Here is a 13,599-nt window from a genome sequence, read left to right on the forward strand (position 1 = left end):
TCTTCCCGGAACGCACACACGCGTCCTCTACGGTGGAGGGATGCCAGCCGACCACGCCCCGACCCGGCCGCTGCCGACCAGCGGCGGGACGGGCACGCGACCGCTCCCGGCGACGCCGCCGGTGCTGCCGCCCGCGCCTTCCGGCGCCCCGCGCCCGCCCGTGACGCCGCCCCCTCCGGTCGCCGCGTACCCGTCGGGCGCCCCGTACTCGCCCGGGGCGTCGTACCCGCCCGGGGCGTCGTACCCGCCCGTGGCCTCGAGCCCGCGGGGACCGCACCCGGCACCCCGTCGTGTCCCGACCGCCGACGCCGACGGGCCCAGCACCGCGTCGCGCGTCGTCGCCGCCGTCGTCGCGGTGCTCGCCGTCACGGGGGCGTGGCTCGTGTGGCGGTTCTTCGTCGACACGTTCGCGGGGCAGATGCTCGAGCGAGCCGCGTTCGACGGCGCCGTCACCGGCCAGGGCGAGCTCTGGACGGTGGCGGAGCCGGTCCTGGACACGGTCTCGGTCGCGTTCGTCGTCGGCGGCCTCGGCGCTGCCATGGGGATCGCGCTCCTGCGCCGGCGCTGGGGCCTCGCCGTGCAGGTGGCCTTCCTCGTCGTGGGGGCGAACGTCACGACGCAGCTCGTCAAGCACTCGCTCCTCGGTCGCGAGGAGCTGATCGGCGGCTGGCACTGGGAGAACTCGCTGCCGAGCGGGCACACCACCGTCGCCGGGTCGGTCGCCGCGGCCCTGCTGCTCGTCGTCCCGCGCGCGGCCCGTCCGCTCGTGGCGGTCCTCGGCGGCGCGTACACGGCCGCGACCGGGATCTCGACGCTCGTCGGGCAGTGGCACCGCCCGAGCGACGTCGTCGCCGCGGTCCTCGTCGTCCTCGCGTGGGCGGCGCTCGTGTGCGCCTTCACGCCGCGGTCGGCCCTCGACCCGGGCGCCGGCCCGTCGCCGGGCTCGACGGTCATGGCCGTCCTCCTCCTGCTCGGCGCCGCGGCGGCCGGGGTGGCGGCGGCGCTCGCGCTGCGGGCGACGCCCGCGACCTGGGGCACCACGGCCGCGCAGGAGGTCACCGCCTACGCCGGAGGGGTGGCGGGCGTGCTCGCGGTGACGGCCGCCGCGTTCGCCGTCCTGCTCCTCGTCCGGCAGTCCACGGCTCGCCCGGACGTGCACGCCGTTCGGGGGTAGGGTGCGGCTGGCGCGACGGGAGTAACGTCGTAGGCTGCCACGGCGGACGACCGGACGGTCGTCCCCGAGGCCACGACGCGCCGCACGCCCGGGGTGGTGCCCGGTCGCCGTCGGGCGGGAGCGCCCACCACTGACACGTACGCACGGACGAAAGCAGGATCGGATGCCACGCAAGCTCGTGATCGTCGAGTCGCCCGCCAAGGCTCGCAAGATCCAGGGCTACCTCGGCGACGACTACGAGGTCGAGGCGAGCGTCGGGCACATCCGCGACCTGCCGCAGCCGTCCGAGCTGCCCGCGGACATGAAGAAGGGCCCGTACGGGAAGTTCGCGGTCGACGTCGACCACGGCTTCGACCCGTACTACGAGGTCTACGCGGACAAGAAGAAGAAGGTCGCCGAGCTCAAGCGCGCGCTCAAGGACGCCGACGAGCTCTACCTCGCGACGGATGAGGACCGCGAGGGCGAGGCCATCGCGTGGCACCTCCTCGAGGCGCTCAAGCCCAAGGTCCCGGTCAAGCGCATGGTCTTCCACGAGATCACGCGCGAGGCCATCCAGCGGGCGCTGCAGAACACGCGCGACCTCGACGAGCACCTCGTCGACGCGCAGGAGACCCGCCGCATCCTCGACCGCCTCTACGGCTACGAGGTCTCGCCCGTGCTGTGGCGCAAGATCGCCCAGGGGCTCTCGGCCGGGCGCGTGCAGTCGGTCGCGACGCGCCTCGTCGTCGAGCGCGAGCGCGAGCGCATGGCGTTCGTCGCGGCGGAGTACTGGGACGTCACGGGGACGTTCGAGCACGCGGACGCGTCCGCCGCCGACGCCGGGAAGGCGTTCGGCGCCCGGCTCGTGCAGGTCGGCGACGCACGCGTCGCCTCGGGCCGCGACTTCGACGACCGGGGGCAGCTCAAGGCGGCGGCGGCGCGCGACGGCGTCGCGCACCTCGACGAGTCGACGGCCCGCGCCGTCGTGGCGGGTCTCGCGGACGCCGCGTTCGCCGTGCGCTCGCTCGACACCAAGCCGTACACGCGCCGTCCCGCGGCGCCGTTCACGACGTCGACCCTCCAGCAGGAGGCCAGCCGCAAGCTGCGCATGTCGTCGCGCCAGGCCATGCGCACCGCGCAGTCGCTGTACGAGAACGGCTACATCACCTACATGCGCACGGACTCGCCGTCGCTGTCGGCGGAGGCCACGACGGCGGCCCGCCGCCAGGCGGCCGAGCTCTACGGCCCCGAGTTCGTGCCGGAGAAGCCGCGCGTCTACGCCGCGAAGAACCAGGGCGCGCAGGAGGCGCACGAGGCGATCCGTCCCGCGGGCGACTCGTTCCGCACGCCCGCGCAGGTCAAGCGCGAGCTGAGCGACGACCAGTTCAAGCTCTACGAGCTCGTGTGGAAGCGCACCGTCGCGTCGCAGATGGCGGACGCGAAGGGGTCGACGGCGTCCGTCCGCCTCGGCGCGACCCTCTCGGCCGCCGCGGGCGACGTCGCGGGCCGCGACGCGGTGTTCGCCGCGTCGGGCACCGTCATCACGTTCCGCGGGTTCCTCGCCGCGTACGAGGAGAGCTCCGACGTCGACCGGTACGCGGAGGACGCGCCCGTCGTCGGGACCAAGGGCGACGACGACGCGCGCCTGCCGCAGATGGCCGAGGGCGACCCGCTGCGCGGGGACGACCTCACGGCCGACGGGCACTCGACGTCCGCCCCGCCCCGCTACACCGAGGCGAGCCTCGTCAAGGCGCTCGAGGAGCTCGGCATCGGACGGCCCTCGACCTACGCGTCGACGATCTCGACGATCCAGGACCGCGGGTACGTGCTCTCGCGCGGGCAGGCGCTCGTGCCGAGCTGGCTCGCGTTCGCCGTCGTGCGGCTGCTCGAGGAGCACTTCGACCGGCTCGTCGACTACGACTTCACCGCGCGCATGGAGGCCGACCTCGACGAGATCGCCGCCGGGCGCCGCGACCGCGTGGCGTGGCTCACCGAGTTCTACTTCGGCGACGCCGCGAAGGGCGAGGACGCCGAGGGTCTGCGCGACCTCGTCGCGAACCTCGGCGACATCGACGCGCGCGGCATCAACTCGGTGCCGATCGGCGAGGGCATCCAGCTCCGCGTCGGGCGCTACGGCCCGTACGTGGAGGACCTCTCCGTCCCGGTCAAGGAGGGGGAGAACCCGCCGCGCGCGTCCGTGCCCGACGACGTCGCCCCCGACGAGCTGACCGTCGCCAAGGCGCGCGAGCTCCTCGCGGCCGGTGCCGACGACGGCAAGGTGCTCGGCACCGACCCCGTCTCGGGCAACGAGGTCGTCGCGAAGGCCGGACGCTACGGGCCCTACGTCACCGAGGTCCTCGACCTCCCGCCGATCGACACGAGCCTGTCCGCCGCCGCGCAGAAGAAGGCGAAGGCCGCGCAGCCCAAGCCGCGCACGGCGTCGCTGCTCAAGACGCAGTCGCTCGACACGATCACGATCGACGACGCGCTGCGCCTGTTGTCGCTGCCGCGCGTCGTCGGGACGGACCCCGAGTCGGGCGAGGAGATCACGGCGCAGAACGGCCGCTACGGGCCCTACCTCAAGAAGGGCACCGACTCGCGGTCGCTGCCCGACGAGGAGTCGATGTTCACCGTCACGCTCGACGAGGCGCTCGAGCTGTACAAGCAGCCCAAGCGCGGGCGCGGCCAGCGCGCCGCGACCCCGCCCCTGCGCGAGCTCGGCGACGACCCGAACAGCGGCAAGCCGATCGTCGTCAAGGACGGCCGCTTCGGCGCCTACGTCACCGACGGCGAGACGAACCGCACGCTGCCCCGCGACGTCACGCCCGAGTCGATCACCCCCGAGCGCGCGATCGAGCTCCTCGCCGAGAAGCGCGCCCAGGGCCCGGCGAAGAAGCGCACCACGGCCCGCAAGCCGGCCGCGAAGAAGGCCCCCGCGAAGAAGTAGGCCCGCCTCGGGCCGTGGTCAGTGCGCGGTGTGCGCGACCGGCTCGGGGAGGCCCGCCTCGGCGCGGACGCGGCGGGAGAAGCCCTCGATGGAGCGCAGGGCGTCGACGAGCTCCGGCACGCGCACGGGGAACGGCATGGCGTGGATCGTCTCGCCCTCCGCGGTGGCGGCCTCCGCGACGCGCGTGAGGTCGTGCACGTCGTCCGCGGTCAGGCCGATCTCGGTGAGCGTGTTCGGCAGGCCGACGCGCGTCGTGAAGCGCACGAACTCCTCGATCTCCTCGGTCGGCGCGCCCTCCAGCACGAGCTGCGTCACGGAGCCGATGTTCACCTTCTGGCCGTGCGTGAGGCCGTGGGTCTGGGGCGCGGCGGTGAGGCCGTTGTGGATCGCGTGCGCCGCGGCGAGGCCGCCGGACTCGAAGCCCAGCCCGGACAGGAGCGTGTTCGCCTCGACGACCTTCTCGACCGCAGGTGTCACGAGGTGGTCCTTCACCGCGTCGATCGCGGGCAGCGCGTTCTCCCAGAGGATGTCCCACGAGAGCTGCGCGAGCGCCGTGCCCGTGACGAGCGGGAGGCCGCCGGCCATGGTCGACGCGTTCGCCTCGGCGACGGCGCGCGCCTCGATCCACGTCGCGAGCGCGTCCCCGACGCCGGCGACGAGGAACTTCACGGGCGCGTTCGCGACGAGGCCCGTGTCGACGAGCACGAGGTCCGGGTTGTGCGGGAAGAACCGGTACTCCTCGAACGCGCCGTCCTCGGTGTAGATGACGGACAGGGCGGAGCACGGGGCGTCGGTGGACGCGACGGTCGGCACGGAGACCCAGCGGATGCCGCGCAGGTGGCCCGCGGCCTTCACGGCGTCGATCGTCGAGCCGCCGCCGATGCCGACGATCACGTCGGCGCCGAGCTCGTCGATCTCGCGCGCGAGCCGGTCGACCTCCGCGGCGGTGGCGTACGTGCCGAACCCGGTGCGGTGGCGGGGGAGGTCCTGGTCCTGGAAGGACACGGCGACCGTGTCCTGGACGATGCCCCACACGACGTCGTCGGCGACGAGCAGCGGCTTCGTGCCGATCGGTCGGACGAACTCGCCGAGCCGCGTGAGCGCACCGCGGGCCTGGACGTAGCGCAGCGGGCTGATGAGCGTGCGGACGGGAACCTCGGGCATCGTGGCCTCCTGTGGAGTCGGTGGGTCGCCGTCGGGCGCGCCGCAGCCGTGCGAGGCCGGTGCCCGCCGGCCTTCCCCACCGTGGCACGCGTCCCCGGGGACCACCACCGGGACGCCGGGGTGCGTGACCTTGGTCCCGGCCGGTTCAGCCGGCCAGCAGCGTGATCGTGCCGAGCACGACCGTCACGGCGGGCAGGAGCAGCACGCCCCAGCGCCCGGTGCGGTCGGTGCGGGCGTGCGGCGCGTCGTCGAGCGGGTCGACGACGGGGTCGCCCGAGCCCTGCTCGCGCAGGCCCCAGACGGTCCCCACGACGAGCGCGACGGCGGCCGCGACCAGGACCGGGACCGCAGGGAGGGTCGCGACCGGGGCGCGCAGCGTGACCGCGACGGCCACGAGGGCGCCCGTCACGACCACGTTCCCGAGGACGGTCGGCACGGGGTGGGCGAGGGCGGCGCGCAGCAGCCGGTCGCCGGCGCGCCACAGCCCGACGAAGCCCGCGAGCGCGGCCACGAGGACGAGCAGCATCCCGGCCGGGACCACGAGGGTGCCGCCGTCGAGCGCGGGTCGCAGCGACCACAGCACGCCGAGCATCCCGACCGTCTGCACGGCGGAGGCGGCCACCGTGCGGCCGATCGAGGAGCTCGACTGCGCGGGGTCCTCGGGCAGGTCGAGCGAGCGCGCGTACGCCACGGGATCGCCGAACGCCTCCCGCGCGGTCTCGCCGGAGTCGACGACGTGCGCGTCCACCTCGGCGAGCACGGCGCCGATCCGTGCTCCGGCGACCCCCTGGAGCCGCAGCTCCAGCAGGAGCGCCTCGGCCCAGCGCGGGTCGACGTGCGGCGCGTGGCGGCGCTCGATCGTGTAGCGGGTCGTGTCGCTCATCGAGGGGTCCTTCTCGGGGTGGGGTCGGGGTGAGGTGCGTCTGCCGGGATCGCGACCGGCTCTGGGACCGGCCCCGGGACCGGTCCTGGTCCCCGGTCGGGGTCCGGGCGCGCCCCCGCGTGCGGGGCGAGGGCCGCGGTCGGGCGCGCACCGTCCGGCGAGGGCGTGCCGGACGGGCCCGCGACGAGGGTGCTCGCCGCCGTCGTCACGGCGTCCCAGCGGGAGGTCGCGTCGGCGAGCGCGACGCGACCCTGGTCCGTGACGGCGTAGTACCGACGGCTCGGCCCGCGCTCGCCCTGGTGCCAGGAGGTCGTGACGAGGCCGTCGTCCTCCAGGCGCTGCAGCAGCGGGTAGAGCGTGCCGCCCTTCACGGTGCCGAGGCCCGCGTCGGCGAGCGACCGCGTGATCGCGTAGCCGTAGGTGGGGCCGTGGGTCGCGACGACCGCGAGCACGCACAGCGGCAGCACGCCGCGCAGGAGCTCGCGGTCGAGCCGCTCGTCGAACCTCATGGCTAGACAGTACGGCTATCTAGTTAGGGCGGCAACCTAGTGGTCGCCGGACGTCCCACAATCGCATGAGTGCTGTTATAACAGTGCTATGACTTCTCGGGACCCGACCACCGTCCCCGGCCGGTGGGACTCCCTGCACGCCGTGCTCCGACGCCTCGACGACGAGATCGGCACGGTCTACACCGACCGAGGCATCGAGGGCGTGCGGCCGCGGTTCGTCTACCCGCTGATCCGGCTCGCCCACACCGGCCCGCTGACCATCCGTGGGCTCGCGGAGTCGCTCGGGCGGACGCACTCGGCGATGAGCCAGACCGTCACGGCCATGCGGCGCGAGGGACTGGTCGAGACGGAGCCCGGCCCGGACGCCCGGACGCGACGGGTCGCGCTCACCGAGAAGGCTCGCGCGCTCGTCCCGCTCCTGGAGGCGGAGTGGCGCGCGACGGAGGAGTCCGTCGCCGAGATCGACGACGAGCTGCCGCACGCGTTGAGCGCCGTCGTCGTCGAGCTGGAGCGCGTCCTCGCCCGCCGCTCGCTGCGCGCGCGGCTCGTGGATCGGCTCGATGCGGCGGGCTACCCCCTGCCGGTGGGAGCCGCCGAACCCGCGGGATCCGGTACCGACGCCGCCCCGCCCGAGGACCGTTGAGGTGCGCGACCACGTCCTCGACGTCCGCCCTCTGCGCTCCAGCCGCGCGTACCGCGACCTCTGGGCCGGGTCCGCCGTCGGCGGGCTGGGGTTCCAGATCGCGAGCGTCGCCGTGCTGCTCCAGGTCTGGGAGCTCACGCACAGCCCGCTGTGGACGGGCACGATCGGTCTCGCCACCGCGGTCCCGCTCCTCACGCTCGGGCTCGTCGGCGGTCACCTCGCCGACGTGCACGACCGGCGCACGATCATGCGGCTCGCCGCGGCAGGGCAGGTGCTCGCCGCGGTCGGGCTCGTCGCGCAGGCGCTCGCGGGCAACCGGTCCGTGTGGGTGCTCCTCGGCCTCGTGAGCCTCGGCGCCGCGTGCAACGCGCTGGGTTCCCCGGCCCGGCGCACGGTGCCGCCGCGCCTGCTCCCGCCCGACCAGGTCGCCGCAGGCCTTGCGCTCCAGAACCTCGCGTTCCAGGTCGCGATGCTCGTGGGCCCCGCGCTCGCCGGCCTGGTGCTCGCGCGCTGGGACCTCCCGGCGGCGTACGGGGTGCAGGCCGTGGCGGCGGTCGTCGCCCTGCTCGGGCTCGTGCGCCTCCCGCCGCTCCCGCCGGGCAGCCCTTCAGGGGCGCCGCCGGGACCGTCCGACGCCGTGGCCGCCGTCGCCCCCGCCGTCGCCTCCGTCGGCGCACCTGGCGACGACCGTGCGGCGGGGGAGGAGCAGACCGCGCCGACCGCGACGGGCGCGCCGACCGCGACGGGCGCGCCGACCGCCGCGCGCGCGCCGCGCCGTCGGGCGGCCGCCGGCGGATGGTGGATCGTGTGGCGCAAGCCGACGCTGCGCGGCTCGTTCGCGACCGACGTCGCGGCGACGGTGCTCGCGATGCCGATCTCGCTCTTCCCGCTCGTCAACGAGCTCCGGTTCGACGGCGACCCGCGCACGCTCGGCCTGTTCCTGTCCGCCGTCGCGGTCGGCGGCATCGGGGCGGGCCTGTTCTCGGGTGCGGTGACCCGGGCCCCGCGGGCGGGCGTGCTCCAGCTCGCCGCGGCCGCGACGTGGGGCGTCGCGCTCGCGGGGTTCGGCCTCGCGGGCCCGCTGTGGCTCGCGCTCGCGTGCCTCGCGGTGGCGGGCGCGGCCGACACGGTGAGCGTCGTGACCCGCGGCGCGCTCGTCCAGCTCGAGACGCCGGACGAGTTCCGCGGGCGCGTGTCGTCGGTCGAGCACGTCGTGGGCGTGGCGGGGCCGGAGGTCGGCAACTTCCGCGGCGGCGTGCTCGCGTCGCTCACGTCCGCCCCGGTCGCCCTGGCGGTGGGCGGACTGGCGGCGAGCGCCGTCGTCGGGCTGGTCGCCTGGCGCAACGCCCCGCTCCGCCGCTACCGCACCCCGTCCCGAGAGCCGGTCACGATCCGCTGAGTGCTGGATGTCTGTCGTCCCGACCGCACCGGGACGACAACGATCCAGCACTTCAGCGGGGGTGCCGGGTCAGTCGACCGTGACGGCGTCCAGGACCGGGAGGCGGGCGGCGCGGATGGCGGGCCAGACGCTCGCGACGAGGCCGATCACGACGGCGACGCCGAGGATCGCGAGGACCTGGCCCCAGGGCACCGCGAGCGTGCTCAGGCCCTCGTCGGCGAGCACGCCGGGCAGCGCGGCGCCGATCCCGATGCCCGTCGCGACGCCCAGCACCGTCCCGTAGACCGCGGTGAGCACCGACTCGATCGCGATGACGCCGGCGAGCTGGAGGCGCCCGAGCCCGACAGCGCGCAGCAGCCCGATCTCGCGCGTGCGCTCGATGATCGACAGGGCGAGCGTGTTGACGATGCCGAGCAGCGCGATGACGATCGACAGCGCGAGCAGCGCGTAGAGGATCACGAGCACCTGGTTCACCTGGTCGGCGAACGCGGACGCCGTCTCTTCGCGGTCGAGCACCGTGACGACGAGGAACGGCTCGACGGCGGTCGTCAGCGCCGCGCGCAGGTCCTCCACCTCCGCCGCCGACGCCCCCTCCGCCGCCGACACGTAGACGATCCGGACGCTCGCCTGCGCGGCGGGCACGACCGCGTCGAACACGTCGTCGCGCACGAGGATCCCCGTCCCGACGAGCTGGCTGTCGATCACCGCGCCCACGCGCGCCTCGACCGCGGTCGCGCCCTCGCCGAGGCGCAGCGTGTCGCCCACCTCCCAGCCGCGCTCGCGCGCGGTGCGCCGGTGCACGACGACGTCCCCCGCCTCGAGCGTCGCCGTCGGGTCTCCCGCGAGCGTCACGGGGTCGAGCGCGGTGTCGAAGAAGCCGGCGGGCACGCCCGCCACGTCGGTCCCCCGCGCCTCCCCGGCGCCTGGCTCGTCGCCCGATCCGTCCGGCTCGTCGTCGGACGAGGGCGTCCCGTTCCCCGCGGGGCCGACCGTCGCGACGGGCGCGAGGCCGAGGCGCACGGTGTCGACGACCGCGGCGCCGGGCGTCGCCGTCACGGCGTCGACCGCGCCGTCGGGGACCACGAGCGTCGCGGAGTCGACGACGAGGTCGGCCCGCACCTCGTTCTCGACGATGCTGCGCACGGACGCCTGGGTCGAGGCCGCGATGACGCCCGTGACGGACACGAGCGCCATGCCGATGAGCAGCGCGCCCGCGGTGCTCGCGGTGCGGCGCGGGTTGCGCGTCACGTTGCCGCGCGCGAGGCGCCCCAGGGGCCGCAGCGCGACGACGAGCGGCCACGCGAGCACGGTGAGCACGCCGCGCGCGACGGCCGGGGACCCGACGAGCACGCCGACGAGCACGAGCCCCGCGCCGACGCCGAGCAGCACGCGCGGGCTGAGGTCGTCGAGCCACGCCCACCCGGTCGGGGCGTCGGCGACCGACGACCCGAGGAACGCGGCGAGCCACAGGACCCCGGCGCCCAGGGCGACGAGCACGATCCCGCCCACCGCCCGGACGCCGGTCCCGCGGTCCGGGGCGACGTCGTCGCGCATCGCCTGGACGGGCGGGATCGCGGCGGCGCGACGCGCGGGCAGGACCGCGGCGAGCAGGCTGACGACCGCCCCCAGCCCGACGGCCGCGACGACCTGCGGCGTGCCGAGCGGCACCCGACCGGAGAACTCCATGCCCGCGAGGGCGAGGCCCCACCGGATGACGCGCACGAGACCGGCCCCGGCGAGCACCCCCAGACCGCCGCCCACGAGCCCCACGACGAGCGCCTGCACGAGCACGGACGTGAACACCTGGCCGGGCGACGCGCCGAGCGCACGCAGGAGCGCGAGCTCGCGCAGGCGCTCGCGCACCGACATCGCGAAGGTGTTCGCGATGATGAACGCGCCGACGAACAGCGCGATCGCCGCGAACACGAGCAGGAACGTCTCGACGAACCCGAGCACCTCCTCGACGGCCTCGCTGGCCTCGGCGCGCGCCTGCTCGCCCGTCACCGCCTCGGCGCCCTCGGGCAGCACGTCGCCGACGCGCTGCGCGAGCGCGTCCTCGTCGACGGCCCCCGACGACGGCGTCGCCCAGACCGCGAGCTGCGGCACCATCCCGTCGGGCGCGAACACGTCGCGCGCGGTCTCCCCGTCGATCCCGACGAGCACCGCGCCCGCCGCGGCGGCCTCGATCCCGAAGACGCCGGACACCGTCACGGGGGTCGGTTCGCCGCCCAGCACGACCGTCGTCGCGTCACCGGTCGACAGTCCCGCCGTCTCCGCCGCGCTCTGCTCCAGGACGATCTCTCCCGGTCCCGGCCACGCGCCGTCGAGCAGGGTGAGGCTCGGGTCCTCGGGGTCGATCGAGAAGGCCGTGCTGGGCGGTCCCGTCGTCACGACGGCGGTCCCGTCGGCGGCGACGAGGACGACCGGCCCGGAGACGTCCGGCACGGCGCGCGCGACGCCGTCGACCGCCTCGACCTGTCCCGCGAGGTCGGCGGAGACGAGCGTGCGGTCGCCCGCGAACCCGTTCCCACCGCTCCCGCCGCCCGGCCCGGTCGCGTCCCCGGTGACCTCCTGCGACCCGCGCACGTAGACGTCGGCGGTGAGCGTCGTCGCGATGATGTCGTCGAACGTCGAGGAGAGCATGCCGCGGAAGGCGAACGTGCCCACGACGAACGCGACGCCGAGCGTCACGGCGAGCACGGAGAGCACGAACCGCACGACGTGCGCCCGCACGCCCCGCAGCGCGACGCGGATCATGCCGGGTCGACCGGGGCCGCGTGCCGCCCGACGGGCGCCGCGGGCCCGGCCGAGGTCGTGGGCCCGGCGGCCGGCCGGGCCGAGGTCGCGGGTGCGGCGGCCGGTCCGGTCGGAGGGCCGTCGTCGTCCGCCGCGAGCGCGAGCGCGTCGAGGATGTCCTGCTGCGTGGGGTCGTGCAGCTCGCCGGCGAGGCGGCCGTCGGCGAGGAACACGACGCGGTGCGCGTACGACGCCGCGCGCGGGTCGTGCGTGACCATGACGACGGTCTGGTCGAGCTCGTCGACGGACCGGCGCAGGAACGCCAGCACCTCGCCGGCCGAGCGCGAGTCGAGGTTGCCGGTCGGCTCGTCGGCGAACACGATCGACGGCCGCGAGACGAGCGCCCGCGCGCACGCGACGCGCTGCTGCTGCCCGCCGGAGAGCTCGGACGGGCGGTGGTGCAGGCGGTCGCGCAGCCCGACGGAGTCGACGACCTCGTCGAACCACGCGCGGTCCACGGGGGCGCGCGCGATGTCGAGGGGGAGCGTGATGTTCTCCGCCGCGGTGAGCGTCGGGACGAGGTTGTACGCCTGGAAGACGAACCCGACGCGCGTGCGGCGCAGGGCCGTGAGGCGGCGCTGCGACAGGCGGCTGATCTCCTGCCCGTCGATCACGACGCTCCCGGAGGTCGGCGAGTCCAGGCCTGCCAGGCAGTGCATGAGCGTCGACTTGCCCGAGCCGGACGGGCCCATGATCGCGGTGAGCCGCCCGCGCGCGAAGTCGACGTCGACGCCGTCGAGCGCGCGCACCGCCGTCGTGCCGGACCCGTAGACCTTGACGAGCCCGCGCGCGCTCGCGCGCGCCTCGGGCACGTCCGGGGTGTCGGTCGGCGCGTCGGTCCGGGGCGCGGGGGACGTCATGGTCCCCATCGTGGCGCGCCGCGCCGCGCGCCGCACCACCCGCGCGGGGGAGACGTCGTCCCGCGGCGCCGCACGTCGTCCGACGTTCCGTGGACACCTGGGCGTGGGAGCGATCCCACCGGGATAGCGTGGGGCCATGAGCATCGACGCCCAGGCGCCCGCCGAGAACTCGGCACGGCTCGCCGTCCACCCCGTCCCCGACCTGACCGCCGACGTGACCGGCACGGTCCCCGACCCGCGCAGCGCGCCGTCGATCCGCTGGGGCATCCTCGGAGCCGGCGGGATCGCGTCGTCGTTCGCCGAGGCCGTGCGCCTCCACACGCAGGGCCGCGTCGCGTCCGTCGGCTCGCGCGACCGCGTCCGCGCCGAGCGCTTCGCCACCGCCCACGGCGTCCCGACGACCCACCACGGCTACCAGGAGCTCGTCGAGGACCCGCAGGTGGACGTCGTCTACGTCGCGACGCCGCACTCCCACCACCGCGAGCACGCGCTCCTCGCCATCGCCGCGGGCAAGCACGTGCTCGTCGAGAAGGCGTTCACGCGCAACGAGGCGGAGGCCGTCGAGGTGCTCGACGCCGCGCGCGAGGCCGGGGTGTTCGTCATGGAGGCCATGTGGACGCGGTTCCTGCCGCACGTGGCCGCGCTGCGCGGGGTGATCGCGCGCGGCGAGATAGGCGACGTCGTCAACCTCAGCGCCGACCACGGCCAGTGGTTCGCGTTCGACCCGGCGCACCGCCTCTACGCCCCGGAGCTCGCGGGCGGTGCGTTGCTCGACCTGGGCGTGTACCCGGTGTCGTTCGCGCACGACCTGCTGGGCGCGCCGTCGTCGGTCACCGCGGTGGGCGCGCTCACCGAGACGGGCGTCGACGGGCAGGTGAGCATCGTGCTCGGCTACGGCGACACGCAGGCGACCCTCTCCACGACGCTGTGGTCACGCACGGCCACGACGGCCGTGATCTCGGGGACCGCGGGGCGCATCGAGGTCGAGGGGAACTTCTACGCGCCGACGTCGTTCCGCGTGGTCCGGCACGACGGCTCGTCCTGGTACTACGACGGCTTCTCCGGCGAGGGCAAGCAGTACCAGGCGGCCGAGGTCGCGCGCCGCGTCGCCGCGGGCGAGACGCAGAGCCCGCGCATGTCCTGGGGCTCGACGCTCGAGGTCATGCGGACGCTCGACGAGATCCGGCGGCAGATCGGGGTCGTGTACCCCGGGGAGTGAGGCTGCCGGCGCGAGATCGACCCGAG

10 protein-coding genes are annotated in these 13,599 nt (G+C 75.3%); 5 read left to right on the top strand and 5 right to left on the bottom strand.

Translation table 11 applies throughout. The annotated features are described in order from the left end of the window. The first annotated feature begins 40 nt into the window (after window positions 1-40). Both ACTJIY_RS06885 and topA read left to right on the top strand, forming a co-directional pair. On the top strand, window positions 41-1,174 hold the full coding sequence (locus ACTJIY_RS06885; RefSeq protein ID WP_440673955.1) for a phosphatase PAP2 family protein: 1,134 nt from the start codon (window positions 41-43) through the stop codon (window positions 1,172-1,174). Window positions 1,175-1,337: 163 nt separating this feature from the next. Beyond that, window positions 1,338-4,100 (top strand): type I DNA topoisomerase, encoded by a 2,763-nt coding sequence (gene topA, locus ACTJIY_RS06890; RefSeq protein ID WP_439159022.1) that lies wholly within the window; start codon window positions 1,338-1,340, stop codon window positions 4,098-4,100. A gap of 18 nt (window positions 4,101-4,118) precedes the next feature. On the opposite strand, the gene ACTJIY_RS06895 is transcribed toward topA, so the two are convergent. From ACTJIY_RS06895 to ACTJIY_RS06905, 3 genes are all read right to left on the bottom strand, one after another. Beyond that, the gene (locus ACTJIY_RS06895) at window positions 4,119-5,264 is read right to left on the bottom strand and encodes a glycerol dehydrogenase (RefSeq protein WP_440673956.1); all 1,146 of its coding nucleotides are present in this window, start codon (window positions 5,262-5,264) and stop codon (window positions 4,119-4,121) included. 145 nt (window positions 5,265-5,409) lie between these two features. After that, window positions 5,410-6,147 (bottom strand): hypothetical protein, encoded by a 738-nt coding sequence (locus ACTJIY_RS06900; RefSeq protein ID WP_440673957.1) that lies wholly within the window; start codon window positions 6,145-6,147, stop codon window positions 5,410-5,412. Beyond that, window positions 6,144-6,656: a PadR family transcriptional regulator gene (locus tag ACTJIY_RS06905; protein ID WP_440673958.1), complete on the bottom strand. Its 513-nt coding sequence runs from the start codon at window positions 6,654-6,656 to the stop codon at window positions 6,144-6,146. The genes ACTJIY_RS06900 and ACTJIY_RS06905 overlap by 4 nt, the downstream gene beginning before the upstream one ends. A gap of 88 nt (window positions 6,657-6,744) precedes the next feature. Here ACTJIY_RS06905 and ACTJIY_RS06910 point away from each other — a divergent pair, with 88 nt between their 5' ends. Continuing rightward, complete coding sequence (locus ACTJIY_RS06910; RefSeq protein ID WP_440673959.1) at window positions 6,745-7,299, top strand: MarR family winged helix-turn-helix transcriptional regulator; 555 nt, start codon at window positions 6,745-6,747, stop codon at window positions 7,297-7,299. 1 nt (window position 7,300) lies between these two features. Then, window positions 7,301-8,698 (top strand): MFS transporter, encoded by a 1,398-nt coding sequence (locus tag ACTJIY_RS06915; protein ID WP_253055309.1) that lies wholly within the window; start codon window positions 7,301-7,303, stop codon window positions 8,696-8,698. A gap of 69 nt (window positions 8,699-8,767) precedes the next feature. Here ACTJIY_RS06915 and ACTJIY_RS06920 read toward each other — a convergent pair whose 3' ends face one another. Both ACTJIY_RS06920 and ACTJIY_RS06925 read right to left on the bottom strand, forming a co-directional pair. Then, a complete protein-coding gene (locus ACTJIY_RS06920) occupies window positions 8,768-11,455 on the bottom strand; it encodes an ABC transporter permease (protein WP_440673960.1) in 2,688 nt (895 codons plus the stop codon). Beyond that, complete coding sequence (locus ACTJIY_RS06925; RefSeq protein ID WP_440697225.1) at window positions 11,452-12,354, bottom strand: ABC transporter ATP-binding protein; 903 nt, start codon at window positions 12,352-12,354, stop codon at window positions 11,452-11,454. The genes ACTJIY_RS06920 and ACTJIY_RS06925 overlap by 4 nt, the downstream gene beginning before the upstream one ends. Before the next feature lie 136 nt (window positions 12,355-12,490). Between ACTJIY_RS06925 and ACTJIY_RS06930 the strand changes: the two genes are divergently transcribed. After that, complete coding sequence (locus ACTJIY_RS06930) at window positions 12,491-13,573, top strand: Gfo/Idh/MocA family protein (protein WP_440673962.1); 1,083 nt, start codon at window positions 12,491-12,493, stop codon at window positions 13,571-13,573. Window positions 13,574-13,599: the final 26 nt, after the last annotated feature.

This window comes from Cellulosimicrobium sp. 22598, from assembly GCF_052044445.1.
GTDB lineage: Bacteria > Actinomycetota > Actinomycetes > Actinomycetales > Cellulomonadaceae > Cellulosimicrobium > Cellulosimicrobium cellulans_G.